The organism is Streptomyces sp. NPDC051576 (genome assembly GCF_040681835.1).
Taxonomy (GTDB): domain Bacteria; phylum Actinomycetota; class Actinomycetes; order Streptomycetales; family Streptomycetaceae; genus Streptomyces.
Genome location: NZ_JBFAZO010000007.1, coordinates 381,930 through 406,644 on the forward strand (window position 1 = coordinate 381,930; position 24,715 = coordinate 406,644).

Sequence of the window (24,715 nt, forward strand, 5' to 3'; positions counted from 1 at the left end):
GGTGCCGGAGGCCGGTGGGTCAGTCCTGGGCGCGGCCGGTGGTGACGCGGGCGATCATGAGGGCGACCAGGATGATCCCGCCGTAGATGGCCTGGATCCAGAAGGACGGGACCTGGGCGAGGGTGAGCAGGTTCTGTACGACGCCCAGGAGGAGTACGCCGGTCAGGGCGCCGAACATGGTGCCCTTGCCGCCGTCGAGGCTGATACCGCCGATGACCGCGGCCGCCATCACGGTGAAGATCATGTTGTTGCCCTGGTTGGCGCTGATCGCGCCGACATAGCCGGTCTGCATGATCCCGCCCACCGAGGCGAGGACGCCGGCGACGACGGACACCCCGAGCAGCATCCGGTCGACGCGGATACCGGCCGCGCGGGCCGCCTCCTGGTTGCCGCCGATCGCGTACAGGGCGCGGCCGACGCGGTGGTACTTCAGCACGAACCCGGCGATCGCGAAGCAGACCGCGGCCAGCCACACCGACATCGGGACGTTCAGGAAGGTGCTGGTGGCCAGGGTGAAGAAGGAGTCGGGCATCCCGAACAGGGTCTTGCCCTTGGTGGCGCCGACCAGCAGTCCGCGCAGCACGATCAGCATGGCGAGGGTCACGATGAAGGCGTTGAGCTTGAACTTCACCACCAGGATGCCGTTGAAGGCGCCGATGATCCCGCCCACGACGAGGATCGCGACCAGCGCGAGCGGCGCGGACCATTCCATGCCCCAGCCGGACTCCGCGGACGGCAGGACCAGCAGGGCGCCGATGGCGGGCGCGATGCCGACCACCGACTCCAACGAGAGGTCGATCTTGCCGGTGATCAGGATCAGCGACTCGGCGAGCACCACCATGGCGAGCGCGGCGGAGGCGCCGAGGATGGAGATCAGGTTCCGTTCGGTGAGGAACGAATCGTTGACGATCGCGCCGAGGATCAGAAGCACCAACAGGGCTGGTACGAGGGCGAGTTCACGGGCCCGGCGGAGCAGGACCGTGCGCGCCGAGCGGGCGGCGGCGGCGCGTGGGGCCGCGAGCGGCGGGGCCGCCTTGGTGTCAGCCATGGTCCACTCCTTCGATGGAGGCGATCAGCTCGTGGTCGCGCCAGCCCGCCGGGTGCTCGGCGACGACACGGCCGTGGAAGAGGACGAGGACGCGGTCGCAGCGCCGCAGGTCGTCGAGTTCGTCGGAGACGACGAGCACGGCGGTCCCGTCGTCGCGGGCGCTGTCCATACGGGCGAGCAGTGACTCCTTGGACTTCACGTCGACGCCCGCGGTGGGGTTGATGAGGACCAGCAGCCTCGGGTCGGAGGCCAGCGCGCGGGCCATGACGACCTTCTGCGCGTTGCCGCCGGAGAGATCGGAGACGGGCTGTTCGGGACCCTCGGTGTGGATGTCCAGGCGGTCGATCAGCTCGGTGGCGAACGCGCGCTTGCGGTCGCTGCCGACGAAGCCGAAGCGGCCGAGCCGGTCCAGGACCGTCATCGTGGCGTTGTCACCGATGGACATGCCGAAGACCAGCCCCTGCCCGTGCCGGTCGCGCGGCACACAGCCGACACCGGCCTTGAGCGCGGCCTGCACATCCCCGAACGGCAGCTTCTCGCCGTCGAGTTGGGCGGTCCCGCCGGTCGGCGTGTACAGCCCGGTGAAGGACTCGGCCAGCTCGATCTTGCCGCTGCCGCTGGATCCGGCGAGTCCCACGACCTCGCCGCGGCGCACGGTGAGGTCGACGTTCTCGTACGACTCGGAGGTGAGCCCCCGCGCGTCGAGGAGGACGGGTGCGGCTTCGTCCAACTCCCTCAGCTGCACCTCCAGTTCGGCGATCGACTCGCCCGCCATCGCCTCCACCAGGGCGCGGCGCGGGAGGTCGGCGACCGGTGCGGTGGTGATCCAGCGGGCGTCACGCAGCACCGTGACGGTCTGGCACACCTCGTACACCTCCTGGAGGTGGTGCGAGATGAACAAGAAGGTGACGCCGGACTCCTGGAGCGCCCGCATGCGGGTGAAGAGCCGCTCGATCTCCCGGTTGTCGAGCTGGGCCGTCGGTTCGTCGAGGACGATGAACCGGGCGCCGAAACTCAACGCCCTCGCGATCTCCACCATTTGGCGGTCCTCGACCTTGAGGTCGGCGGTGCGCGCCTCGGGGTCGACGCGCACGTCCCAGGTGTCGAGGAGTTCGGCGGCCTCGGTGCGCAGTCTGCGCCAACTGATGACACCGCCGCGGGAGGTCGGCTGACGGTTGATGAAGAGGTTCTCGGCGACCGTCAACTCGGGGACCACGGTGGGCTTTTGGTAGACGCAGGCCACCTTGGCGCGCCAGGCGTCGCGGTCGGTGAGCGGAGGTGCGGGTTCGCCGTCGAAGCGCACCGTGCCTTCGTCGGGGGCCTGGAGTCCGGTGAGGACGGTGACGAGGGTGGACTTGCCGGCGCCGTTGCGTCCGACGAGGGCGTGGGACTCGCCGGGCAGCACGGTGAGTCGACCGTCGGCGAGGGCGACGGTGGGGCCGTACCGCTTGACGATTCCCGTCGCCTCCACCAGCGGAGTGGTCAGTGGGCTGCTCATTTGACCGTGTTGCCCCAGAGCTTGGAGTCGTCGACGTTGTCCTTGGTGACCAGGGGCGCGGGCAGCTGGTCCTCAAGAATGCCGCTGGGCAGCTTGACGATGGTGGAGTCGTGGTCGGTGGGGCCGGGCTTGAAGGTCTTCCCCTGCATCGCGGCCTTGATGTAGTACATGCCGTACTTGGCGTAGGCGTCGGCGGGTTGGGAGACGGTCGCGTCGATCTCGCCCTTGCGGATCGCGTCGAACTCCTGCGGGATGCCGTCGTTCGAGACGATCGTGATGTGCCCGGCCTGGCCCGCCGTCTTCAGCATGCCCTTGGACTTGAGGGTCTGGAGCGTGGGCGCGAGATAGACGCCGCCCGCCTGCATGTAGATGCCCTTGATGTCGGGGTTGGCGTTGAGGAGCGTGTCGAGCTTCGAGGCGGCCGTGTCGGACTCCCACTTGGCGGGGATCTCCAGGACCTTCAGCTTCGGGTACTTCTTCTTGACGCAGGCCCTGAACGCCTCCGACCGGTCACGGCCGTTGACGGACGCCAGGTCGCCCATGATCTGCACGACCTTGCCGCTGGTGATGTGCGCGCCGAGGTAGTCGCAGGCCTTCTCGCCGTACGCCACGTTGTCGGCGCGGACCACCATCGCGACCTTGCCCTTGTCGGGCGCCACGTCGACGGCGACGACCGGCACACCCTTGCGCTCGGCCTGGTCGAGGCCGGCTTCGATGGCGGCGCTGTCGAGCGGGGCGACGACCAGGCCCTTGACGCCCTGGTTCAGCTCGTTGTTGATGTCGGTGATCTGCTGAGAGGGGTCGCTGTTGGAGTTGACCGTCTTCAGTGCGTCGACGCCTTCGGACTTCGCCATCTTCGGCACATAGTCGTTGTACGACTGCCAGAACGGCGAGGTCAGCAGGGGCAGAATCACCCCCACCTTGCCGGTACCACTGCCACCGCCGGCGCTGCTCGCGCCGGTGTCCTTGGTGCTGCCGCATGCCGTGAGCGCGAGGGTGCCGCACGCGGCCGCCGCCGTCGCACGCACCGCCCACGCGGTCAGTCGCCTGCCTTGCCGTCCGTTCCGCACTGTGCTGCCGGCCATCTGTCGGGCTCCTCATCGAGCGTGATCGAGCAGTTGCCGGAATATTTATCAGACCACTTCGGGGCTACAACACCCTCAGGAGCCAAATTTTCGCGGTTTCGAGCCGTAGTGGTCGGACCACATCTGTGAATAGACTGCGCGGACCGGCGACAGGAGGAGTGGCGTGGACGAGACCCTGCCGAGCGAGACGGAACCGGAGGCCGCCCCGCCGAAGGGCACGGTGACGCAGCGGGCGATCGACCGGATCAAGGCGCTGATCGGCGAGGGCCGCCTGGAGCCGGGCCAGCGGCTGCCCACCGAGCGCGATCTCGCGGCCCAACTGGGCATCTCCCGCAGCTCGATGCGGGAAGCGATCCGCGCGCTCACGGTGCTGGGCGTGCTGGAGGCGCGGCACGGTTCGGGCATCTACGTCACGCAGTTGGAGGCCGGTGACCTGCTGGAGACGTTCGGTGTCGTAGCCGACCTGTCGCGTGGGCCGCGCCTCGTGGAACTCCTCGAAGTCCGCCGCATCCTGGAGTCGACGGCGACGGCGCTGGCGGCGGCACGGATCACGCCGGACCAACTGGCCGAGGTCGAGAAACACCTGACCGCGATGAACGCGACGGACGACCCCGAGGAGATCCTCGCCCACGACCTCGCCTTCCACCGCGAGATCGCGGCCGCCGCCGGCAACGAGACGATGGCCGCGATCCTGGAGGGCCTCTCGTCCCGAACCTTCCGCGCCCGGGTCTGGCGCGGCTACCAGGAGGAAGGCGCCTTCACCCGCACCCGCCGCGAACACGCCGCCATCCACCGCGCGTTGGTCGCCCACGACCCGGAGGCGGCACGAGCGGCGGCGGCTTCGCATGTGGGCGAGGTCGAGGAGTGGCTGCGGGCGCAGCTTGGGGGGTAGGGCAGGGGCTGGGGGTGCGAGAGGGCGCATGCCGTCATCGCCGTTGCGGTCGCCCTCGTTCTGGGCTCGGGCGCCCCTTCACGCACCCCCGGTCGGCGCGGGCGGATCCCCCCGCTGCCCCTGAACCTCCGCCCAGCCTCGCAGTTCATTGGTGCCCACCTCCTCGACCGCCCGCTGAAGCGTGGCCCGTGCGTCCGAATCGCGGTCGGGCGGCGGGAGCAGCACGTAGCGGTCGATCGCCCGGCGTAGACCCTCCCTGGCCTGTGCGGCCATGACCCAGCGGGAGCCCGGGCTGAACAGTTGGCGCATGCCGGTGAAGAAGACCGCGCCGCCCGCGATGAGGGCGGTGAGCCAGGCCGGCGCGTGCAGGCCCGCCGCCACGACCGTCGCGGACGTGGCGGCGAGAGCGCCGAGTTCCGTCGTGTAGTGCAGCCGTCTCGCCCGGTCGCACGTCCGCGCGTAGAACCGCAACTCCTGGCGGGCGAGGGCCAGCAGCGGATCCGGCTGCGCGGCCCACGGCTGCTCGACGGTCGTTCTTCGTCTCATCGCCCCATCATCGGGCGATCACGGCGGCCGGCGAAAGCCGTAGCGTCACCAGCTCGAACGGGCGCAGCCGCAGGGTGAGTTGCTCACCGTCCCGGTTCACCTCCTTGGCCTCGGCCAATGGGCGTTCCAGCAGGTCGGTGACCTCGACCGAGTCGAAGGCGAAGCCCACCGTCAATGTTGCCATGGCCCGACCCCCGTGTGCTTCGTGGAACCTCACCACCACGTCCCCGCTCCCGTCGTCCGCGAGCTTCACCGCCGTGACCACGACCGCGTCCCGGTCCACGCTCACCAGCGGCGCGACCTCCTGCCCGCCCGTGAGCCGCCGCTCGGGCAGGTTGATCCGCCAGCCCTCGCGCACCGCGTCGCCGATGGCCGCGCCCGGCACCAGCGCATGCCGGAAACGGTGGACGCCCTGGTCGGTCTCGGGGTCCGGGAAGCGCGGGGCGCGCAGGAGGGAGACGCGGACGGTCGTGGTCGTCCCGCGATCGCCGTCGGTGCGGACCGTACGGGTCACGTCGTGGCCGTACGTCGAGTCGTTGACCACGGCGACGCCCCAGCCGGGTTCCTCCACGTGGACGAAGCGGTGGTTGCAGGCCTCGAACTTGGCCGCCTCCCACGAGGTGTTGGTGTGCGTGGGCCGGTGGAAGTGCCCGAACTGGGTCTCGGACGCGTACCGTTCGGCATGCACGTCGAGCGGGAAGGCGAGCTTCAGGAACTTCTCGGTCTCGTGCCAGTCGACCTCGGTGTCGATCAACAGCCGCCGCTCCCCCGGGGCGAGGGACAGCACCTGGGTGACCCGGGACACGCCGAAGGACCGTACGATCCGCACCGCGCTCCCGTCCGCCGCGACCTCCTCCGCGTCCGTGAGGTCCGTGACCGTGTTGCGGTAGAACTCGTCGACGTCCCAGGCGTCCCACATGTTCGGGAAATCCGGGTGCAGTTGGAGCAGGTTCGCGGCCCGCCCGGGAGCGATCGTCTCGCGGTCGGCCTCGATGTCGTAGGCGGAGACGACGAGACCGCGGGCGTCGATCTCGACGCGGAGCAGGCCGTTCTCCAGTACGTGTCCGCCGCCGGCCCGTGCCGTGAGAGCCGTGCCGTCCTGGACCGCCGGGGTCCCGGCGCCGCCCGCGGGGACGCCGCCACGGGTGTGGGGCGCCGAGTTGAACACCAACTCCCTTGCCCCCTCCCCCGCCAACGCGCGCTGGGCCGCGTCGATGATGCCGCTCAGCTCCGAGGCGACCCGCTCGTACGTCTTCCGTGCCTCCCGGTGCACCCAGGCGATCGACGAGCCGGGCAGGATGTCGTGGAACTGGTGCAGCAGTACCGTCTTCCAGATCCGGTCCAACTCCTCGTACGGGTACGGGAATCCGGCCCGGACGGCAGCCGTTGCGGCCCACAGCTCCGCCTCGCGCAGGAGGTGTTCGCTGCGCCGGTTGCCCTGCTTGGTCTTCGCCTGGCTGGTGAGGGTGGCGCGGTGGAGTTCGAGGTACAACTCGCCGACCCACACGGGCGGTTCGGGGTAGTCGGCCTCGGCCTTCTGGAAGAACTCCTTCGGGGTCTCCCAGGCCACGGTCGCCGAGCCTTCGAGGTCGCGCAGACGAGCCGCCTTGGCGACCATCTCGCGCGTGGTGCCACCGCCTCCGTCGCCCCAGCCGGTGGGCGCGAGGGAGTGCCGGGCCACGCCCTTGTCCTTGAAGTTGCGGGCCGCGTGGGCGATTTCACTGCCCTTCATGGAGCAGTTGTAGGTGTCGACGGGCGGGAAGTGGGTGAAGATCCGGGTGCCGTCGATGCCCTCCCAACGGAAGGTGTGGTGCGGGAACTTGTTCGTCTGCGACCACGAGATCTTCTGCGTCAGCAGCCACTTGGAGCCCGCGGCCTTGATGATCTGCGGCAGACCTGCGGCGAAGCCGAAGGTGTCGGGCAGCCAGGCCTCCTCGTTCTCGATACCGAACTCGTCGAGGAAGAACCGCTTCCCGTGCACGAACTGACGGGCCATCGCCTCCGAGCCCGGCATGTTGGTGTCCGACTCCACCCACATACCGCCGGCCGGCACGAACCGCCCGTCCGCCACCGCCTTCTTGACCCGCGCCCACACCTCGGGCCGGTGCTCCTTCACCCAGGCCCACTGCTGGGCCTGGGACATGGCGAAGACGAAGTCGGGCTCGTCATCGAGGAGGGCGGTCATGTTGGACGTCGTACGGGCCACTTTGCGGACCGTCTCGCGCAGCGGCCACAGCCACGCGGAGTCGATGTGCGCGTGCCCGACGGCGCTGATCCGGTGCGCGGACGGCACGGCGGGCGCCGACAGGACGGCCGTCAGGTGTGAACGGGCCTTCTCCGCCGTGCCGTTGACGTCCTGGAGGTCCACGGCGTCCAGCGCCTTCTCGATCGCCCGCAGCAGGTCCCAGCGGCGCGCGGAGTCGACGGGCAGCTCGGCCATGAGCTCGCCGAGGACCTCCAGGTCGAGGACGAGCCGCCAGACGTTCTCGTCGAGGACGGCGAGATCCATGCGGGTGAGCGTGTACTGCGGTTCGCTGCCGGCGGTCTCCTTGTCGCCCAACTGGGTGGGGAGGAAGGGGTGGTAGTCCAGAATGACGGGGTTGGACGCGGCCTCGATGTGCAGCCGCACCTCCTCGCCGCCGGCGACGGGCGCGCCGATGCGGACCCACTGGTTGCGCGGGTTGAGGCCCTTCACGGGGGTGCCGTCGGGCCGGTAGACGAGGCCCTCGCACTGGAAGCCGGGCATGTTCTCGTCGAAGCCGAGGTCGAGCAGCGCCTCGACGGTCTTCCCGGCCCACGCCTGAGGCACGGTCCCGGTGACACGGAACCAACTGGTCCCCCAGGGAGCACCCCACCGGGCGCCCACCTCGATCGGTTCGGGTACGGCGGCGAGCCCCTCGGCGACGGGCACCGGCTCACCGGGCGCGTGCCAGACGGCGACCTCCAGCGGCACGGACTCGGGGTACACGGCGGGACGGATGCGTTCTTCGAGGACACGCTTGAGGCGGGCTTCGACCAGGCTGCGGTCGTCATGCATGTGGGGTGCTCCGTGGCTCGGTTGCGGGTGAAGGTGCGGGTGGGGACAGGGGTGCTACCAGGCGTACGTGACGGTCGCGGGGGCCGACGCTGTGTACAGCTCCCCTGTCGCGTGCAGTTCGAACCGCGCTTCCTGCTCGCCCTGTTCGGCCGTCAGCCCGCCGACGAAGAAGGCCCGCTGGCAGGTGCCGCCGAGGAAGCGCCGGGTGCCGTCCGCCAGGAGGCGGTGCAGGGTGTAGTGGCGTACGGCGCCGGGCGCGGCGTCCCAGGCGAAGCGCAGGTCCCCACCGGTGGCGGCGGTGATCCGCAGGCCGGAGGGAGCGGCGGGCGGCTCGGTGTCGTCGGCATCGCGGACAGCGATCCCGCCGAGCCGCCAGTTCACCGGCCCCTCGGTCGCGGTGAGCCGTACACCGATCGCGTGCAGCGTCCCGGAGAGACCCGTGAGCGGCACAGTCACGGTCTGCCAGCCGTCGACGGGGTTCACAGGCAGATAGGTGTACGGCGGTGCGGACCCCGCGCCGCTTGGCTCGGCCGTGGCGACGGCCAGCTCGACGTTCACACTGCCGGTGTCGGTACGGAACGTCAGGTCGACCACGGTGTCACCACCGATCGGCAGCTGTGAACCGTACAGATCCACGGTCGTCGGTCGATCCAGCGCACCCGAGACCAGCACACTGCTGCCGCCCCGCCAGGCGTCCGCGAAGTCGAGGGTCACGGTGGGCCGTTGGCCGGCCGTCCGCACCACCCATCGCCGGGACGGCAGCCGGTCCTGGAGTCCGAGGTGGTTCCACGGCGCGTCCGAGGTGACCGTCCCGTCCTCGTACCAGCGCAGGCCGTGCCCGGTGTTGAAGACGCTCGCGAACGGCAGCGCGCCGCCCACCGTAGACCGGTCGGCGACCGACACCGCCGGCGCCCGCCAGCTGTCCGTGGGGTCCGGCTGCGAGGGGTCGAGCGAGCGGCCGGTCCAGAACCGGTCGTCCGCCGCGTGGAAGTCGCCCGGCGTACGGCTCGCGGGCAGGTGGTTGCGGGTCCACTCGGGCCGGTAGAAGCCGATGGACGTGATGTGCGCCTTGGTCGTCGGCACCATCGCGTCCCAACTCACCGACGTATCGGACCCGTTGGACTCGACATCGACGCCCGCCCACAACTCGTAGCGGCTGCGCCCCAGGCCGTCCGCCTTCGTCCCGGACGCGGCCAGCGTGCTCGGGCTCCACCGGAAGTCGACGAACATGTCGTCGGCGGCCTCGAAGAACGCCTGGTTCGACGTGTTCAGCGCGCCCTGCCAACTGACCGTACCGTTGACGGTCATCGCGTCGTACCAGGTCACCCGCTGCCCCTGGGCGGCTGCGAGGGACTTCAACTCCCTTACGAATCCCTGCATGTCGGTGCCGAGCGCGGTGTTCCCGCCGCTGGTCTCGGCGTTGACGAACCATCCGTCGAAGCCGTACGCGGCCGCCACGGCGACGAGTTGGGCGGCCAGCGGGTAGTGCCCGGCGGAGTCCTTCTGGACCAGGTCGCGGGTCCACTGGAGCTGTCCGCCGTAGGCGACGGGCGGCAGGAAGATGTTGCCGAGGACGGGCACGCCGTGGCGGTGGGCGGCGTCCACGATAGGTGCGTTGGGGGCGAGGATGATGCCCTCGCCGGACGAGCCGCCCCAGAAGACGAGTTCGTCGAGGTAGGACCAGTGGGTGAGGGCGTAGTAGTCGGCGGTGGCCGCACCCTGGGAGGGGTTGCTCGACGTCGGCCCGAAGGACACCAACGACTGGATGCGGGCCTGACCGGAGCGGGCGGTGCTGTTGGCGGGGGTCGGGGTGAAGCGAGCGGCGAGCGGCACGGCGGCGGCGTTGAAGGCGAGGTCCGTGTCCGAGGCGGCGGTCCAGGTCTTCAGGCTGCGCCAGGTGATGCCGGTGCCCGGGGTGCCGGAGGGCAGGGAGTCCGGGTACCAGTAGGAGGCGTAGGGCTGGGTCGCGGTGGCGGCGGCCTGCCCCACCGCGCGGGCGGGCATGGGCAGTTGGGGCAGCAGGGTGGCTGCCGCGCCGGCGAGCAGGACGGTGCGTCTGGTGGGACGTCGGGGGTTCACGAGCTGGTGCCTCCTTGTGGGGTGGGGAGTACCTGGTCGGGAGTGACGACTTCGGTGATGCCGCGCGCGGCGAGGTGTTCCTTGTCGTCCGCGCGCGTGTCGAGGACGGTCGCCGGGCGGGCTCCGTCGGCGACGAGCCGGAAGTAGGCGTCGAAGACCGGCCCGCCGGGACCGCAGACCGAGCGGACCGACGGGTCGGCGGGCACGACAAGGCCCGTGGTGCGGGTGGCGGGCGCGTAGGTGGGCTCGCGGGCCGCCTCCGCGAGCACCAGCGCGATGTCCTTGGGCTGCCGGTCGTTGGTCAACAGGCCCAGCCCGTACTCGAGTTCGGGGAAGTCGGCGAGGTCACGGGACACGTCGTGCGAGCACCACCAGGTGATGCCCCAGAGGTCCGTGCAGTCAAGGGCGTTGGCGATCGTGGCCTCGGCGAAGGCTGCCGCGTGCTCGGCCGGTACGAGCGGCTGGGGTGCGCCGACCTCCTGGAGCCAGACGGGCCGGTGCGGCGCGTCGGCCCAGGCCTTGCTCAGCTCGATCAGGTATGCGGCATGGTGCTCGGCGGGGACCGAACTCCGGCCGTGGCGTTGGGCGGTGCCGTTGAAGACCCAGGAGTGCACGGCCGTCATCGCGCCGTGCCGGGCGGCCTGGGCCGGGGTGAACGGCATGTCGTCCTGGTACCAGGTCGCGTCGTACTCGGCGTGCAGATGCGGCTTGCCGGGCGCCCCCTCGGCGCAGGCCGCGAGCATCCGCTCCAGCCAGGCGTCGATCTGGTCCTCCGTCGCCCGGTCGGGGTCGGGATGCGGGCCGGCCGAGAACTGGTTGACCTCGTTGCCGAGGGTCATGCCGATGAAGTTGGGCCGGTCGCCGAGGGCGGCGGCGAGCGTGCGCAGGTAGGTCGCCTGGCCGTCGAGGACGTCGGGGTCGGTGAAGAGGTTGCGCCGGTGCCAGGTGCGGGTCCAGGCGGGCAGGTAGTCGAAGCTGCTCAAGTGCCCTTGCAGTCCGTCCACGTTGACGTCGAGCCCGCGCTCACCGGCCGCGTCGACGAGCTGAACGAGCTGCTGCACGGCCTTGGGCCGGATCAGGGTCCGGTTGGGCTGGAAGTAGGGCCACACCGGGAAGACCCGGATGTGGTCGAGGCCCAGCGCGGCGATCGAGTCGAGGTCGGCGCGCACGGGGTCGAGGTCGAAGTCGAGCCAGTGGTGGAACCACCCTTGGCTGGGGGTGTAGTTGACGCCGAAGCGCACGGCAGAAGACATCGGGATCCTGGTTCTGTAGTGCGTACCTGGATGCGAGGCGGCTTCACCCCTTGACCGCGCCTTCGCCCACGCCCCGGAAGAAGTACCGCTGGAGGCAGGCGAAGAGGGCGATCAGGGGTGCCACGGCGATGACCGTGCCGGCGGCCACCAGGCGTTCGTCGTTGGCGAAGGTGCCGTGCAGATAGTTGAGGCCGATGGTGAGCGTGAACCTGGACGGGTCACTGAGCACGATGAGCGGCCACAGGAAGTCGTCCCAGGCGCCCATGAAGGCGAAGATCGCGACGACGGCGACGGTCCCCTTCACGGACGGCAGCGCGATCCGCAGGAACCGCTGCCAGACGTTGGCACCATCGACGAAGGCCGCCTCCTCGATCTCGTAGGGCAGGTTGAGGAAGGCGTTGCGCATCAGCAGGACGTTCATCGCGCCGATGCAGCCCGGAAGGACCACCCCGATCAGGGTGTTGTTGAGGCCCAGCTCACGCATGGTGGTGAACTGGGCGATGATGATGCCCTCCACCGGCACGAGCATCGCGAGAATGAAGACGAGGGTGGCCACCCGGCGGCCCCTGTAGCGCAGCCGGGCCAGCGCGTACCCCGCGAGCGCCGAACCGACGCAGTTCGTCACGACGTTGGCGGAGGCGACCTTCAGCGAGTTGAGGGCGTAGTCCCAGACCGGGATGGTTTCGGCGACCCGCTGGTAGTTGTGCAGGGTGGGGTGCTGGGGCAGGAAGGTCGGCGGTGAGCTGTAGATGTCCTCGGTCGGGCCCTTGAGCGAGGTGGAGAGCTGCCACAGGAAGGGGCCGACCGTGATGGCGAGGACGGCGAGCAACAGCGCGTAGCGCAGGGCGAGTTCCCAGCCGCGGATGCGGCGGCCGTGCTCGTCGGTGACACGCGGTTTCCGGGCCGGAGCCGGTGTCTCGGCCGGGCGCACTCGCTCGATGACGGTCATGGCACGTCCCTCCGGTCGGCCCGCAGCACGAGCAGCATCAGGGCGACGGTGACCACGAAGACGACGACGGAGAGGGCGGAGGCGTAGCCGACCCGCCCGGTCAGTCCCGTGCCGGTGCGCTGGACGAGCATCACGAGGGTGGTGTCCTCGCCGGCCGGTCCGCCGCTCGGGCCCGCCATCAGGTAGACCTCGGAGAACACCTTGAAAGCGGCCACCGAGGACAGCGCGCCGACGAGGACCATGGTGGAGCGGACGGCGGGCACGGTGACCGTGAAGAAGCGGCGCACCGCGCCCGCGCCGTCGACCGACGCGGCCTCGTGCAGTTCGCGGGGCACACTGGCGAGTGCCGCCAGATAAATGATCATGTAGTAGCCGAGGCCCTTCCAGACCGTGACGGCCATGGCGCTGAGCAGCAGCAGCCACTGGTCGCTGAGGAAGCCGATGCGGCCGACGCCGATCGTCTCCAACAGCGAGTTGACCAGGCCGCGTTCGTCGAGCAGCCACACCCAGATCAGCCCGACCACGACGATCGAGGCGACGACCGGGGTGTAGAAGGCGGACCGGAAGAAGGTGATGCCGGGGATGTTCTTCTGCACCAGCAGGGCGAGCAGCAGCGGGAGTACGACGAGTGCGGGGACCACTCCGAGGATGTACAGGGTGCTGTTGCGCAAGCCGGTCCAGAACATGTCGTCGTGCCACAGCTCGCGGAAGTTGGCGAAGCCCACGAAGCGGCCGGGGATCAGGGTGCGCCGGTCGGTGAAGGCGCCCGCCAGCGTGGAGCCGAACGGGTAGAGGATGAAGACGCCGGTGATCAGCAGCCCCGGGGCGGCGAACAGCCAGGGGCTGGTGGGCAGTTGGCGCCGCACCCGGGAGACGGTGGACAGGGCCATCGCGGACTATCCCTGCTGCTGGAGCAGTGTGTCGCACTGCTTGACAGCGTTGTCGAGAGCCGCCTTGGGGCTCTCCTTCCCCTGCAACGCCTTGGCGACCTCGTTGCGCAGCGCGGTCTTCATCTGCTCGCTGAACAGCACCGGCGTGTAATTGACCGCGTTCTTCAGGGACTTGGCGGCCGCGATCCGCACCCGTGTCTCGTCGGTGCCGTCCTCCTTGGTGAAGTACGGGTCCTCCAGGGAACCCGCGGTGCTCGGGAAGATGGCGACCTGCTTCGCGAACGACATCTGCTGCTGGGCGTCGGTCACATAGTGCGCGAAGGCCACGGAGGCGGCGGTGTGCTTGGTCTTGGAGTTGACCATCACGCCCATCACGTACATGTTGACGTGACCGGTGCTGGTGATCTGGTCGGTGATGCCGATGTTCTTGTACAGGGTGGGCGCCTGCTTCTTGAAGTTGTCGAGGTCCAGGGCGCTGCCGGGGTTCATGGCGACGGCCCCGGTGAGGAACTTCTTGCCGGACGACTCGGGGGTGGCGGTGAGCGCCTGCGGGTCGAGGGCCTTCGCGTCGTACAACTGCTTGTATTTGGTGAGGAGTTCGACGCCCTTGGCGTCGTTGAAGGCGAAGCCGGTGCCCGCCTTGTTCATGACTTGGACGCCGTAGCGGCCGAAGTCCTCGACGGTGGGGACGTTGGCGAGGGTGGCTACCTTGCCGTCGGTCTTCTGGGCCAACTGGAGTGCGTCGGCGAAGAGTTCGTCGTACGTCTTCGGCGGCTGGTCCGGGTCGAGTCCGGCCTGCTTGAACAGGGACTTGTTGTAGAAGAGCGGGCCGGTGTTGAGGTACCAGGGGAAGGCGTAGGTGCCGGTCATGCCCGGTATCTGGTGGCTGGCCCAAGCCCCGCTCAGATACTCGGGCTTGTACTTCGCGGCTGCCTTGTCGAGGTCGAGCGCGAGGCCTGCCTTGGCGAGCGGGGCGACCAGGTCCGGGGAGACGTTGACGACGTCGGGCAGGGTGCCGCCTGCCGCGTCCGCGCTGATCTTGTCGGCGTAGCCCTCGGCGGGCTGGTCGATCCACTTCACATGGGTGCCGGGGTACTTCTTCTCGAAGCCGGCGACCACGCCCTCGAAGTAGGGCTTGAAGTTGGCGCGGAGGTTCCAGGTCTGGAAGGTGATGTCGCCCTCGACCTTGCCCGAGGCGTCGGACGATCCGCCGCCGTCCTCTCCCCCGGAGCCGCAGGCGCTCAGCGGCATGAGGACGACGACGGCGGCAGCGGCGGCGAAGGCTCTGCGGGAGATGCGCACGGCGGGTGACTCCTTTGCGGTGGCGGTGGCCAATCGTGCCGGGGCAGACCCTGCACGCTGTCCGGCGGGCGAGTCAATGGATTCCGCTCAGCTAAATTCATTAGTTGACCGGATCCGGCCACCATCGGGTCAACATGCCTGGTCAGAAAGGTGTGTTCGCATTCTTGCGGTGGATCACTAATGCGCTTTAGGGTGTGCTGGCTCAAGCGCTTTAGTGCGGGGTGCCGACGGAATGGAGATCAGGCGTTGTCAGGCAAGCGGTCGCCCGCGCGTCGGCCGACGATGAAGGACATCGCGCAGCGCGCCGGGGTGTCCGAGAGCGCGGTCTCCTTCGCGCTCAACGGCCGGCCCGGCGTCTCCGAGATCACCCGGGACCGGGTGCGCCGGGTCGCGGAGCAGTTGGGCTGGCGGCCCAGCACGGCGGCACGGGCGCTGTCCGGGGAGGGCGCGGCGACGGTCGGTTTCGTCCTCGCCCGGCCCGCGGACACCCTCGGCGTGGACTCGTTCTTCCTGCAACTCGTCTCGGGCATCCAGGAGGTGCTGGCCGAGCGCCATCTCGGCCTGCTCTTCCAGATGGCCGAGGACGTGGACGACGAGTGCGCGGTGTACCGGCGCTGGTGGGCCGAACACCGGGTGGACGGGGTCCTGGTGGCCGATCCGCGCACCGCCGACCCGCGGCCCGACCTCCTGGACGAACTGGGCCTGCCCGCCGTGGTGATCGGCGGCGCGCCCGACGAACGCCATCCCGGGCTCTCGACGGTGTGGGCCGACGACGCGGGCGCGATGGCGTCGGTCGTCGACGAGTTGTACGCGCGCGGCCACCGGCGGATCGCGCACATCGCCGGCCTGCCCGGCCTCGCGCACACCGAGCGCCGGATCCGCGCGCTGCGCGCCGAGGCCCAGCGGCGCGGACTCACCGAGGTGCGCTCGGTGACCACCGACTACTCGGACGCGGCGGGCGCCGCCGTCACCCGCCGGGTCCTGGAGGTCGACGCTCCGCCGACCGCGCTGATCTACGACAACGACGTGATGGCCGTCGCCGGGGTGGCCGCCGCCGCCGAACTGGGCCGCTCCGTACCGGCGGACGTGTCGGTGGTCGCCTGGGAGGACTCCGCGCTGTGCCGCATGGTCCGGCCGTGGCTGTCGGCGCTGTCCCGGGACAGTGTGGAGTTCGGCCGAACGGCCGCGCGGGAGTTGACCTCTCTGCTGGACGGCGGCCCGGCGCGCACGGTGCGGGTCCCGGTGCCGCGGCTGATCGAGCGGGACAGCACGGGAGAGGCGCACCTGTGAACGTGCCGTAACTCCCGGTTCGGGTCCGAATCGCCGGACACCGCCGGGTACTTCGTGTGAGGCTTTGCCCATGACTTCCGAAGACCCGCTGGCCGACCGGCTCCAGCTCGACCGGCCGCACTCCGCCCGTGTGTGGAATTTCCTCCTGGGCGGCAAGGACAACTACGCCGCCGACCGCGAAGCCGGCGAGATGATCGTCCAGATGTTCCCGGACATCGCCCTGCTCGCCCGCCTCCAACGAGGCTTCCTGGTGCGGGCCGTGCACTATCTGGCCGCGGAGGCGGGCATCCGCCAGTTCCTCGACATCGGAACCGGTCTGCCGACCGTCGACAACACGCACGAGGTCGCGCAACGCATCGCGCCCGAGAGCCGCATCGTCTATGTCGACAACGATCCCCTGGTCCTCGTGCACGCCCAGGCCCTGCTCACCAGCACCCCGCAGGGCGCCTGCGCCTATGTCGAGGCCGATGTGCGCGACCCCGAGACGATTCTCGAAGCCGCGGCCAGGACACTGGACTTCAGCAAGCCGATCGCGCTGACGATGCTGGGCATCCTGGGCCAGATCCCGGACTCCGACGAGCCCGAGGCCGTCGTGGCCCGCTTCCTCGACGCGCTGCCCTCGGGCAGCTACCTCGCGCTGACCGACGGCACGGACACCAACCCGGCGCTCAACCAGGCGATCTCGGTGTACAACGCCAACTCCGCCAGCTCCTACTACCTGCGCGGCCCCGAGCGGATAGCGGCCTTCTTCGAGGGTCTCGACGCCGTCGAACCCGGCATCGTCCCCATCTCGCAGTGGCGCCCGGAGCCGGTCGACGTGGGCCGCGACCCGTCCGACGTGGACACGGTCTGCGGCATCGGCCGCAAGGCCTGATCGGCGACACGGAAGGGGGGCACCGGCGCAACGCCGGTGCCCCCCTTGCGTGTTGTGTTCCCGGGACTCAGAGCCGGAACAGCGCCCAGACCGTCTTGCCGCCGCCCGCCCGCAGGTTCCAGCCCCATGAGTCGCTCAGCGCGGAGACCACCTGGAGACCGCGCCCGGACTCGGCGAACTCGTCCGGACAACCCTCCACGGGTATGCGGTCGCTGTCGTCGGTGACCGCGCACACCGCGTACGGCAGCCGGTCCCACACCGCGACCCACAGTGAAGGCCGCGGCTGCGTACGAGAGTTGGGAGCCTGGCCGTAGCGCAGCGCGTTGCTCACCAGTTCCGACACGGCGACCGCCATGTCGTCGACGAGTTCGCCGCCGACCCGGTCGGCTACCGCCGCCCGGGTGAAGTCCCGTGCCACATGGGCCGATTGAGGCATCGGCGGCACGACGAGGACGGAACAGAGCGCCGGGTCGCGCCCGTCCCCGACGACGGGGACCCGCGTGACGGTCTGCCCCAGCTCGGGCCGGCCCACCTCGTCGACGGCCCGGCACAGCCACTCCCAAGTCCCCTCGACCCGCAGGGTGTTGGCCGGTCGTACGACTTGCTCTGCGGACATCGCGACCCCTGAGACCCCATGGGAAGAGAACAACTGCGCGCACTGCACCTGTCCGGAGCATCGTCCTCCGTCTGCCCCCGCGAACGCAAGTGCATCGGCAATTACCGCTGCAATTGCAGACGATCTTGCGAGCGGTCTCCCCCGGGGCTATCGTCCTCCACATCACCAAGGGGTGCAATTGAAGCTGCAATTGCATCCGATCTTCCGGGGGAGCGATGAGGCCTCAGATCAAGCACGCGAACGGCATGGCGGCCACCCTGTTGAGCGGCGCGGAGTGGCGCAAGAGCCACCACAGCAACCCCGAGGGCAACTGCGTCGAGTTGGCCGCGCTCTCCGACGGCCACATCGCCGTGCGCAACTCGCGCCATCCCGAAGGTCCGGCGCTCGTCTACACCAGCGCCGAGATCTCCGCGTTCGTCCGCGGTGTGAAGGACGGCGACTTCGACGGCCTACTCCCCGGCCGCTGAGGTCAGGCAAGCCCGCGGATGGCCGGAAGACGCCGGACACAGGCCGGCGTCTTCCGGTCCCTTCACTCCCCGCAGTTATCCGGAACCTCGGTGCTACGATCCTCTTTTGAGTCCCGAAAACTTGCGGACGGTATCGGCGCGACCGCCGAGGGGATGAACATGACTTCAGCTCAACCGGAACACGCGCCCTCGGGTTCGGACGTACTGAGCCTTCAGCGCGGTGGTCCGACAGTCCAGCGCATCATGCTGGGCACCCGCCTGCGCCGCCTGCGCGAGTCTCTCAACATCACGCGTGACACGGCAGCTTCGGCGATACGCGCCTCGGACGCCAAGCTGTGCCGTATGGAACTGGGCCGCGTCGGCTTCAAGGAGCGCGATGTCGCGGACCTGTTGACGCTGTACGGCCTCCATGAGCCCGACGTACGCCAGGACTTCCTGGACTCGGTCCGCCGCGCCAACGAACCCGGCTGGTGGCGCGACTACGGTGATGTCTTCCCCAACTGGTTCGAGCAGCACCTGGGGCTGGAGGAAGCCACCTCCCTCATCCGTACGTACGAAGTCCAGTTCATCCCGGGCCTGTTGCAGACCGCCGCGTACGCCGAAGCCGTCGTCCGGCTCGGTCGCCCGGTCGACATGCCGGACTCGGTCCGGCGCCGCGTCGAACTCCGCATGATCCGGCAGGAGTTGCTCACCAGGCCGGACGGGCCGAAGCTGTGGTTCGTGGTGGACGAGGCGGCGCTGCGCCGTCCGCTGGGCGGAGCGGCGGTGATGCGTGAGCAGCTCCGGCACCTGATCGAGGCGGCTGCCCACCCGAACATCACGGTTCAGGTGCTGCCGTTCGAGGTGGGTGGCCATGCGGCGGCCGGCGGTCCGATCACCGTGATGCGCTTCCCGGTCCCGGACCTGCCGGACGTCGTCTATCTCGAACAGCTCACCAGCGCCCTGTACTTGGACAAGCAGGAAGAGGTCGACCACTACCTCGCGGTCATGGACCGGCTGAGCCTCGTCGCCTCACCGGGCCCCGAGTCGGTGGCCTTCCTGGAGAAGCTCCTCAAGGACATGTGAGGTCCCAGTGGAGGAGGCTCGAAGGAGCGCGCCCGTGACCGACTGGGTCGGCCGTACCGCCGCCGAGATCTCCGCCGCCGTACGCGAGAAGCGGGTAACGCCGCGTGAGGTGGTGGCCGCGCATCTCGCCCGGATCGAGCGGCTCGACGGGCGGATCGGCGCGTTCCGGGTGGTGCGGGCCGAGGCGGCGCTCGCGGAGGCCGACGAGGTGGGAGCCCGCGCCGATCTGGCCGAACTCCCGCTGGCGGGTGTGCCGTTGGCCGTGAAGGACAACCTCGCCGTGACGGGCGAGTCCAACCGGGTCGGCTCCGCCGCGACCCCGGACACCCCGGCCGACCACGACCATGACACCGTGGCCCGGCTGCGGGCGGCGGGTGCGGTGGTCGTGGGTCTCACGAACGTACCGGAGCTGTGCGTCTTCGGTACGACCGAGGGCGTGCACGGCATCTCCCGCAACCCGTGGGACACCACCCGCACCGCGGGCGGTTCCTCGGGCGGCAGCGCGGCGGCGGTCGCGGCCGGGATGGTGCCGATCGCGCTCGGCAACGACGGCATGGGCTCACTGCGCATCCCGGCGGCCAACTGCGGCCTGGTCACGATCAAGCCGGGGTTCGGGGTCGTCCCGGCGGGCATCGGCGACGGCGACTGGTTCGGAATGTCCGAGAACGGCCCCCTCGCGACGACCGTCGAGGATGCCCGGCTGATGTTTTCGGTCATCGCTGACACCGAGGTCGTACGGCCGGACGCGCCCGTTTCGCGGAAGGTCGCCGTGTCCGTGCGCAGCCCGCTCGCCGGAGTAGCCGTCAGCAAGCCGTATACGACCGCCGTGCGGGAGGCGGCCGGGCTGCTGGCCGGGGCCGGTCACGCACTGCACCGCGCCGATCCGCCGTATCCGCTGTCGCTGAGCACCACCTCGCTGGCGCACTGGACTGCGGGCACCTCGGTGGACGCGGCGGGATTCGATCCGCGGAGGCTGACGCGGCGGACGCGGGTGCACGCGGCCATCGGGCGCCGGTTCGTGAAGAGCGTCCGCACGGGGACGAGCCGGGAGCGGCTGCGGGAGCGCCTCACGCCGTTCTTCGCCGAGCACGACATCCTGCTGACGGCGGCGCTGGCCCGCCGTTCCCCCAAGGCCGGGCCGTGGCACGAGCGGGGCTGGCTGCGCAATGTGCTGGCCAACACCAACTACTCGCCGATGACTCCCCCGTGGAACCTCACCGGCTGGCCCGCGATGTCGGTCCCGTTCGGCACCCTTCCCTCGGGCGCGCCCTGCGCCGTACAGCTCGTGGGCCGGCCGGGTTCGGAGGCCGCACTGCTGGAGCTGGCGGCGGAGCTGGAGAGGCTGCGGCCCTGGCAGCGGACCGCGCCGCTCGACTAGAGGGCGCGGTACATGATGTGCAGGCCGACGCGTCCGTCCCGGGGATGGTCGAAGGCGTCCGGCACCGTGCCCAGGATCGTGAAGCCGAGGGAGAGCCAGAGCCTGACGGCGGGGTTGGTCTCGACGACCGCGTTGAAGACCATGCCCCGGAAGCCCTGGTCGCGGGCCTCGGTGAGGATGTGTTCGGCGAGGGCGCGGCCGATGCCGCGGCCGCCGTGGTCGGGGTCGACCATGAAGCCGGCGTTGGCGACGCGGTCGGCGGGGCCGCCGTAGTTGGGGGTGACGAAGGCGGAGCCGACGACGGTTCCGGTCTCGTCCTCGGCGACGTACACCCGCTTGGGTGAACTCGTCCACAGGGCCCGGGCCGCCTCTTCGGAGGTGTCCCGGGCCCAGGTGTAGGTGTCGCCGGCGGCGACGATCCGGTGCCAGAAAGGCCAGATCCGCGGCCAGTCGTCGGCCGCGGCTTCTCTGATCAGCATGGGCGTGATTTTCACACGCCCATGCTGTCGGCGATCGCGATGGGTCCCGTGGGCGTCAGTCCACGCTGGGCAGGATGTGGGGCTCGGCGAGGTCGTCCTCGTAGCCCGCGAGACGGATGGGGGCCGAGCGGGCCCACACGGCCAGGCTGCCGAGCTCGTCGGACCGGTGGCCCGCACGCTCCGTGGGTTCCTTGGGGCGTTGCTCGCGATTCGTCTTCTCCGGTGTCACCGCGCACTCCTTATGTGTCGGGTCACCCTCGGGGCGTACCAGCCATGCTCCGGTCCGGTACCTGAAGCCCGCTCGGGTGTGGGTTGAAGGCAGTTCGGACGCGGTGGCGCCGGTTACTCGTGTGAGAGCAGGCCGTTGTGACCGGCTTGTCCCGGGACGGACCATGGGTGTGGGTGGGACCCCTTGTCGCTGTCCGTCTGCCTCAGGTTAACCAAATGAGCGGGCCGCCGCTCGATGGGGCTGAAAACATGGGGTAACCATTGCAAGTCTCCCCGTGTTCTTCAGCCATGACCTGAACCGGTTTGTTACATCATGCGCGGTTTGGCAGCCCCCCGCACGGCCTACCTGTCCGTACGCACGAGCGAGAACATGACCTACGTCACTGATGGCGTCGCGCAGTTCAGGTCCCGTTGGCTGAGTCGCAAGCTCGCCATGATCTCCTGGCGTTCCGCACGGGCCGGCTCGCGGGAGGACTGACGCATGGAATTGCGCAGCGTCGAGGAGCTGATGGATCTGCTGTACGCGTGCCGGGGTGCCTGGGACACTCCTGACCGCAGCGGTGATCCGGTCGATCTGCACGACCACGCGCTGCAGACGGCCGCGCTGCTGCGCCGAAGTCGCCCCGCCGACAAGGAACTCCAGATCGCCGGCCTGGTCCACGACATCGGGCATCTCCTTCAGCCCGGCGACGATGCCGGGCACGCCGACCACGCGGCGGACGCGGTGCACGCCCTGCTCGGCGAGCGGGTCGCCCGCCTCGTCCGGCTGCACGTGCCCGCGAAGCGCTACCTGGCCGCCGCGGCGCCGGGCCACGATCTGTCCGCACAGAGCACGCTGACGCTCCGGGCGCAGGGCGGCGCGATGTCCCGCGACGAGGCAGCGGCCTTCGAGCGCGATCCCCTCGCGGACGACGCGATCACCCTGCGCCAGGCCGACGACGCGGCCAAGGTCGTCGGCCTCGACGCCGGGGTCCTGGAGGACTGGCGGACGGTGCTCGGCATCGTGGCAGCCCGGAACTCCCGACTGCCCAACTCCCGCCTGGGGGCTGTCGACTGACGGCCCGTCATGAGATCGTACGGCGATGACGTCGTCGTACGGTCTACGAGGTCGGGGCGTCCTGGTCACCGGGGGCACGCGCGGGATCGGGCGCGCGGTCGCCGAGGCGTTCGCCGGGGCCGGGGCGCTGGTGTGCGTGAGTGCGCGGGACGCCGGTGAAGTGGCGCGTGCCGCCGAGGAGTTGGGCGGTGTCGGTCTGGCCGGGGATGTCGCCGACCCCGATCATCTGCGGGAGTTGACCGAGTGCGCGCTGCGCGCCTTCGGGCGGATCGACGTGGTCGTCAACAACGCGGCGACGAACCAGCCGTACGGCCCGCTGATGGAGGCCGATCCGGACGTGTGGCGGACGGCGTTCACCGTGAACGTGGAGACGCCGCTGCGGCTGGTGCAGTGCGTGTGGCGGGCGTGGATGCGGGAGCACGGCGGTGCGGTGGTCAATGTCTGCACGGAGGGCGCCGGGCATGTCGGGCCGAACGTGGGTGCTTACGGGACCAGCAAGGCCGCCCTGCTGCATCTCACGCGGCAGCTCGCGGGTGAACTCGCGCCGGGGGTGCGGGTCAACTCCGTCTCCCCCGGTCTCGTCCGCACCGGGATGGCGCGGTTCGTGTGGGAGCCGGGCGAGGCGGAGGTGGCCGCCGGGCTGCCGCTCGGCCGGATCGGGGAACCTGCCGACATCGCACGGGCCGTGCTGTGGCTGGCCTCCGACCGGGCCGAGTGGATCACCGGGGCGGATCTGCTGGTGGACGGCGGGACGCGGGTGCGGGCGGCGTACACGTCGGGCGGGTACGCCGTCCACGACCGGCTGAGATCGTCCGCGCCGCCCTCATGACGGCTGTCTCACGGGAACAGGGCGATCCCCACGAGGATCAGCAGGACGATTCCGGCGACCAGTGCGACGGTGGCCCAGGTGCCGCGGTGCCTAACCGTGGTCCTGGATCCGCCGCCGCGCGGGCGGTCCTCCGGCAGTACGGGGTGCGCCGGACGGTCACTCGCGTAGAAGTCGTCGTCGGTCGGGTAGTGGTTGCGCGGGTCGTTGAAGGCCCTGGGATCAACGCCGTGTGAACTGGCCATGGCAACTCCTCGCGCGGTGCTCACCAGGGCCGGGGCCCGACCGGCGCCGGGCCGCCCGTCCGGGGTGGTGGGTCACCACTTCCCGGGCGCGTAGTCCTTCAGGAAGACGCCGTACAGGTCCTCGCCCTGCTCGCCGCGCACAATCGGATCGTAAACCCGGGCCGCCCCGTCGACCAGGTCGAGCGGTGCGTGGAAGCCCTCCTCGGCCAGCCTGAGCTTGTCGTAGTGGGGGCGTTCGTCGGTGATCCAGCCGGTGTCGACCGAGGTCATGAGGATGCCGTCGCTCTGGAACATCTCCTGGCCGCTGGTCCGGGTCACCATGTTCATCGCGGCCTTGGCGGCGTTGGTGTTCGGGTGCCCGGCGCCCTTGTAGCCGCGGCCGAAGACGCCCTCCATCGCCGAGACGTTGACGATGTACGAGCGCCCGCTCGCGGCGGCCTTTGCGGCGGCGGCCATGGCCGGGCGGAGCTTGCTGATCAGGATGAACGGCGCCGTGTAGTTGCAGAGCTGGGTCTCAAGGAGTTCCACCGGGGAGATCTGCTCGATGGTCTGCACCCACGTGTTGGTGTCGACGACGTCGGGGACCAGGCCGCCGGCGTCGATGGCGGTGCCGTCGAGGTGCCGGGCGACGCTGGCGTTGCCCGCGACCAGGGCGAGGTCGACGACCTGCTGGGCGTCGAGGCCGCTGATGCCGACGGGGAGGGCGGCAAGGCCGTCGACCGCGCCGGAGCCGAACGCGCCGATGACGTGGTGGGCGGGGAGTTCCCCGGCGGGCAGCGGCGCGCTCTCGCCGTCGACGAGGGCGGCGTAGGCGGAGGGCAGCCGGCGTACGGTCTGGGTCGCGTTGTTGATGAGGACGTCGAGCGGGCCCGCCTCGGCGATCTGGTCGGCGAGGGCCACGGCCTGGGCAGGGTCGCGCAGGTCGATGCCGACGACCTCCAGGCGGTGCAGCCAGTCCGCGGAGTCGTCCATGGCCTTGAAGCGGCGGATGGCGTCCTTCGGGAACCGGGTGGTGATCGTGGTGTGGGCGCCGTCGCGCAGCAGCCGGAGCGCGATGTACATCCCGATCTTGGCCCGGCCGCCGGTGAGCAGGGCGCGCTTGCCGGTGAGGTCGGCGTGGACGTCGCGCTTCTCGCGGTTCAGGCGGGCGCAGTCGGGACAGAGCTGGTGGTAGAAGTAGTCGACCTCGACGTACCGGGTCTTGCAGGTGTAGCAGGAGCGCGGGCGCTGGAGTATCCCGGCGATCCTCCCCTCCTCCGTCACCGACGACGGCAGAAGGCCCTCGGTCTCGTCGTCGATGCGCTGCGCCGAGCCGGTCGCGGTGGACTCGGTGACGGCCTTGTCGTGCGCGGTCTTCGCGGCCCGGCGGTCCTGGCGGCGGCGCTGCTTGACTGTGCGATAGACGCCCGCGGTGGCCCGGCGCACGGCGATCGCGTCGGGGTGGTCGACGTCGATCTTCTCCAGCTCATCGAGCACGGAGAGGCAGACGGCCAGCCGCTCGGGGTCGATGCCGGGCCCGTACACGACCTCGTCCGGGGTCATGGAGCCGTCCTCTGTCACCGTCATCGCGCTGCCGTTTCCTTGGGTCGACCGCGGCGGCGCTCCGATCGC

The 24,715-nt window shown here is 70.1% G+C and carries 24 protein-coding genes; 9 read left to right on the forward strand and 15 right to left on the reverse strand.

Going from position 1 to position 24,715, the window contains the following annotated elements:
* Window positions 1-19 precede the first annotated feature (19 nt).
* The 3 genes from AB0M63_RS24980 to AB0M63_RS24990 are packed head-to-tail and all read right to left on the reverse strand — an operon-like array spanning window position 20 to window position 3,631.
* Window positions 20-1,048, reverse strand: coding sequence for an ABC transporter permease (locus AB0M63_RS24980; protein ID WP_366020945.1), 1,029 nt, complete (start codon window positions 1,046-1,048; stop codon window positions 20-22).
* On the reverse strand, window positions 1,041-2,546 hold the full coding sequence (locus tag AB0M63_RS24985; RefSeq protein ID WP_366020946.1) for a sugar ABC transporter ATP-binding protein: 1,506 nt from the start codon (window positions 2,544-2,546) through the stop codon (window positions 1,041-1,043). The genes AB0M63_RS24980 and AB0M63_RS24985 overlap by 8 nt, the downstream gene beginning before the upstream one ends.
* Window positions 2,543-3,631: a sugar ABC transporter substrate-binding protein gene (locus AB0M63_RS24990; protein WP_366020947.1), complete on the reverse strand. Its 1,089-nt coding sequence runs from the start codon at window positions 3,629-3,631 to the stop codon at window positions 2,543-2,545. Before AB0M63_RS24990 ends, AB0M63_RS24985 begins: the two co-directional genes overlap by 4 nt.
* 163 nt (window positions 3,632-3,794) lie before the next feature.
* On the opposite strand from AB0M63_RS24990, the gene AB0M63_RS24995 reads away from it, so the two are divergent.
* Window positions 3,795-4,523 carry a FadR/GntR family transcriptional regulator gene (locus AB0M63_RS24995; RefSeq protein ID WP_355911551.1) on the forward strand — a complete coding sequence of 243 codons (729 nt, stop codon included), beginning with the start codon at window positions 3,795-3,797 and terminating at the stop codon, window positions 4,521-4,523.
* Between the two features lie 78 nt (window positions 4,524-4,601).
* Here AB0M63_RS24995 and AB0M63_RS25000 read toward each other — a convergent pair whose 3' ends face one another.
* From AB0M63_RS25000 to AB0M63_RS25030, 7 genes are read right to left on the reverse strand one after another with little or no spacing between them, the layout of a single operon-like run.
* Window positions 4,602-5,069, reverse strand: coding sequence for a DUF4231 domain-containing protein (locus AB0M63_RS25000; RefSeq protein ID WP_366020948.1), 468 nt, complete (start codon window positions 5,067-5,069; stop codon window positions 4,602-4,604).
* A gap of 7 nt (window positions 5,070-5,076) precedes the next feature.
* Window positions 5,077-8,106, reverse strand: a complete 3,030-nt coding sequence (locus tag AB0M63_RS25005; protein ID WP_366020949.1) for a glycoside hydrolase family 38 C-terminal domain-containing protein — start codon at window positions 8,104-8,106, stop codon at window positions 5,077-5,079.
* Between the two features lie 54 nt (window positions 8,107-8,160).
* Complete coding sequence (locus AB0M63_RS25010) at window positions 8,161-10,185, reverse strand: endo-beta-N-acetylglucosaminidase (protein ID WP_366020950.1); 2,025 nt, start codon at window positions 10,183-10,185, stop codon at window positions 8,161-8,163.
* Window positions 10,182-11,438, reverse strand: a complete 1,257-nt coding sequence (locus AB0M63_RS25015; RefSeq protein WP_366020951.1) for a glycosyl hydrolase — start codon at window positions 11,436-11,438, stop codon at window positions 10,182-10,184. Before AB0M63_RS25015 ends, AB0M63_RS25010 begins: the two co-directional genes overlap by 4 nt.
* Before the next feature lie 43 nt (window positions 11,439-11,481).
* A complete protein-coding gene (locus AB0M63_RS25020) occupies window positions 11,482-12,387 on the reverse strand; it encodes a carbohydrate ABC transporter permease (RefSeq protein WP_355911566.1) in 906 nt (301 codons plus the stop codon).
* On the reverse strand, window positions 12,384-13,277 hold the full coding sequence (locus AB0M63_RS25025) for a sugar ABC transporter permease (protein WP_355911569.1): 894 nt from the start codon (window positions 13,275-13,277) through the stop codon (window positions 12,384-12,386). The genes AB0M63_RS25020 and AB0M63_RS25025 overlap by 4 nt, the downstream gene beginning before the upstream one ends.
* 6 nt (window positions 13,278-13,283) lie before the next feature.
* A complete protein-coding gene (locus AB0M63_RS25030) occupies window positions 13,284-14,579 on the reverse strand; it encodes a sugar ABC transporter substrate-binding protein (RefSeq protein ID WP_366020952.1) in 1,296 nt (431 codons plus the stop codon).
* Between the two features lie 282 nt (window positions 14,580-14,861).
* Here AB0M63_RS25030 and AB0M63_RS25035 point away from each other — a divergent pair, with 282 nt between their 5' ends.
* Both AB0M63_RS25035 and AB0M63_RS25040 read left to right on the forward strand, forming a co-directional pair.
* Entirely contained in the window at window positions 14,862-15,869 is a 1,008-nt protein-coding gene (locus AB0M63_RS25035) for a LacI family DNA-binding transcriptional regulator (RefSeq protein WP_355911829.1), read from the forward strand.
* Between the two features lie 70 nt (window positions 15,870-15,939).
* Complete coding sequence (locus tag AB0M63_RS25040; RefSeq protein ID WP_366020953.1) at window positions 15,940-16,743, forward strand: SAM-dependent methyltransferase; 804 nt, start codon at window positions 15,940-15,942, stop codon at window positions 16,741-16,743.
* A 67-nt stretch (window positions 16,744-16,810) separates the two neighbouring features.
* On the opposite strand, the gene AB0M63_RS25045 is transcribed toward AB0M63_RS25040, so the two are convergent.
* Window positions 16,811-17,359 carry an ATP-binding protein gene (locus tag AB0M63_RS25045; RefSeq protein ID WP_355911578.1) on the reverse strand — a complete coding sequence of 183 codons (549 nt, stop codon included), beginning with the start codon at window positions 17,357-17,359 and terminating at the stop codon, window positions 16,811-16,813.
* A 215-nt stretch (window positions 17,360-17,574) separates the two neighbouring features.
* On the opposite strand from AB0M63_RS25045, the gene AB0M63_RS25050 reads away from it, so the two are divergent.
* The 3 genes from AB0M63_RS25050 to AB0M63_RS25060 all read left to right on the forward strand — a co-directional run bounded on the left by AB0M63_RS25050 (window position 17,575) and on the right by AB0M63_RS25060 (window position 20,269).
* Window positions 17,575-17,826: a DUF397 domain-containing protein gene (locus AB0M63_RS25050; RefSeq protein WP_355911581.1), complete on the forward strand. Its 252-nt coding sequence runs from the start codon at window positions 17,575-17,577 to the stop codon at window positions 17,824-17,826.
* Between the two features lie 159 nt (window positions 17,827-17,985).
* On the forward strand, window positions 17,986-18,891 hold the full coding sequence (locus AB0M63_RS25055) for a helix-turn-helix transcriptional regulator (protein ID WP_366020954.1): 906 nt from the start codon (window positions 17,986-17,988) through the stop codon (window positions 18,889-18,891).
* 34 nt (window positions 18,892-18,925) lie between these two features.
* Window positions 18,926-20,269, forward strand: a complete 1,344-nt coding sequence (locus tag AB0M63_RS25060) for an amidase family protein (RefSeq protein ID WP_366020955.1) — start codon at window positions 18,926-18,928, stop codon at window positions 20,267-20,269.
* On the opposite strand, the gene AB0M63_RS25065 is transcribed toward AB0M63_RS25060, so the two are convergent.
* Both AB0M63_RS25065 and AB0M63_RS25070 read right to left on the reverse strand, forming a co-directional pair.
* Window positions 20,266-20,748, reverse strand: coding sequence for a GNAT family N-acetyltransferase (locus AB0M63_RS25065; RefSeq protein WP_366020956.1), 483 nt, complete (start codon window positions 20,746-20,748; stop codon window positions 20,266-20,268). The genes AB0M63_RS25060 and AB0M63_RS25065 overlap by 4 nt on opposite strands.
* Window positions 20,749-20,803: 55 nt before the next feature.
* Window positions 20,804-20,977 (reverse strand): hypothetical protein, encoded by a 174-nt coding sequence (locus tag AB0M63_RS25070; RefSeq protein WP_019068289.1) that lies wholly within the window; start codon window positions 20,975-20,977, stop codon window positions 20,804-20,806.
* A gap of 321 nt (window positions 20,978-21,298) precedes the next feature.
* Between AB0M63_RS25070 and AB0M63_RS25075 the strand changes: the two genes are divergently transcribed.
* From AB0M63_RS25075 to AB0M63_RS25085, 3 genes are read left to right on the forward strand one after another with little or no spacing between them, the layout of a single operon-like run.
* A complete protein-coding gene (locus tag AB0M63_RS25075; protein WP_366020957.1) occupies window positions 21,299-21,454 on the forward strand; it encodes a hypothetical protein in 156 nt (51 codons plus the stop codon).
* Window positions 21,455-21,457: 3 nt separating this feature from the next.
* Entirely contained in the window at window positions 21,458-22,033 is a 576-nt protein-coding gene (locus AB0M63_RS25080; protein WP_366020958.1) for an HD domain-containing protein, read from the forward strand.
* Between the two features lie 25 nt (window positions 22,034-22,058).
* Complete coding sequence (locus AB0M63_RS25085; protein WP_366020959.1) at window positions 22,059-22,862, forward strand: SDR family oxidoreductase; 804 nt, start codon at window positions 22,059-22,061, stop codon at window positions 22,860-22,862.
* An 8-nt stretch (window positions 22,863-22,870) separates the two neighbouring features.
* Here the strand turns inward: AB0M63_RS25085 and AB0M63_RS25090 are convergent, their stop codons facing one another.
* Together AB0M63_RS25090 and AB0M63_RS25095 are read right to left on the reverse strand one after the other, a co-directional pair.
* Window positions 22,871-23,104 carry a hypothetical protein gene (locus tag AB0M63_RS25090; RefSeq protein ID WP_366020960.1) on the reverse strand — a complete coding sequence of 78 codons (234 nt, stop codon included), beginning with the start codon at window positions 23,102-23,104 and terminating at the stop codon, window positions 22,871-22,873.
* Between the two features lie 72 nt (window positions 23,105-23,176).
* Entirely contained in the window at window positions 23,177-24,670 is a 1,494-nt protein-coding gene (locus tag AB0M63_RS25095; protein WP_366020961.1) for an SDR family NAD(P)-dependent oxidoreductase, read from the reverse strand.
* Window positions 24,671-24,715 lie beyond the last annotated feature (45 nt).

What these genes read in the sequence shown, in the direction of transcription:
- AB0M63_RS25055 (WP_366020954.1), top strand. Translation starts at nt 17,986, where the DNA reads ATGACTTCAGCTCAACCGGAACACGCGCCCTCGGGTTCGGACGTACTG.
- AB0M63_RS25040 (WP_366020953.1), top strand. Translation starts at nt 15,940, where the DNA reads ATGACTTCCGAAGACCCGCTGGCCGACCGGCTCCAGCTCGACCGGCCG.
- AB0M63_RS24990 (WP_366020947.1), bottom strand. Translation starts at nt 3,631, where the DNA reads ATGGCCGGCAGCACAGTGCGGAACGGACGGCAAGGCAGGCGACTGACC.
- AB0M63_RS25095 (WP_366020961.1), bottom strand. Translation starts at nt 24,670, where the DNA reads ATGACGGTGACAGAGGACGGCTCCATGACCCCGGACGAGGTCGTGTAC.
- AB0M63_RS25045 (WP_355911578.1), bottom strand. Translation starts at nt 17,359, where the DNA reads ATGTCCGCAGAGCAAGTCGTACGACCGGCCAACACCCTGCGGGTCGAG.
- AB0M63_RS25015 (WP_366020951.1), bottom strand. Translation starts at nt 11,438, where the DNA reads ATGTCTTCTGCCGTGCGCTTCGGCGTCAACTACACCCCCAGCCAAGGG.
- AB0M63_RS24985 (WP_366020946.1), bottom strand. Translation starts at nt 2,546, where the DNA reads ATGAGCAGCCCACTGACCACTCCGCTGGTGGAGGCGACGGGAATCGTC.
- AB0M63_RS25005 (WP_366020949.1), bottom strand. Translation starts at nt 8,106, where the DNA reads ATGCATGACGACCGCAGCCTGGTCGAAGCCCGCCTCAAGCGTGTCCTC.
- AB0M63_RS25000 (WP_366020948.1), bottom strand. Translation starts at nt 5,069, where the DNA reads ATGAGACGAAGAACGACCGTCGAGCAGCCGTGGGCCGCGCAGCCGGAT.
- AB0M63_RS25035 (WP_355911829.1), top strand. Translation starts at nt 14,862, where the DNA reads ATGAAGGACATCGCGCAGCGCGCCGGGGTGTCCGAGAGCGCGGTCTCC.
- AB0M63_RS25065 (WP_366020956.1), bottom strand. Translation starts at nt 20,748, where the DNA reads ATGCTGATCAGAGAAGCCGCGGCCGACGACTGGCCGCGGATCTGGCCT.
- AB0M63_RS25085 (WP_366020959.1), top strand. Translation starts at nt 22,059, where the DNA reads ATGACGTCGTCGTACGGTCTACGAGGTCGGGGCGTCCTGGTCACCGGG.
- AB0M63_RS25020 (WP_355911566.1), bottom strand. Translation starts at nt 12,387, where the DNA reads ATGACCGTCATCGAGCGAGTGCGCCCGGCCGAGACACCGGCTCCGGCC.
- AB0M63_RS25050 (WP_355911581.1), top strand. Translation starts at nt 17,575, where the DNA reads ATGAGGCCTCAGATCAAGCACGCGAACGGCATGGCGGCCACCCTGTTG.
- AB0M63_RS25080 (WP_366020958.1), top strand. Translation starts at nt 21,458, where the DNA reads ATGGAATTGCGCAGCGTCGAGGAGCTGATGGATCTGCTGTACGCGTGC.
- AB0M63_RS25090 (WP_366020960.1), bottom strand. Translation starts at nt 23,104, where the DNA reads ATGGCCAGTTCACACGGCGTTGATCCCAGGGCCTTCAACGACCCGCGC.
- AB0M63_RS25025 (WP_355911569.1), bottom strand. Translation starts at nt 13,277, where the DNA reads ATGGCCCTGTCCACCGTCTCCCGGGTGCGGCGCCAACTGCCCACCAGC.
- AB0M63_RS24980 (WP_366020945.1), bottom strand. Translation starts at nt 1,048, where the DNA reads ATGGCTGACACCAAGGCGGCCCCGCCGCTCGCGGCCCCACGCGCCGCC.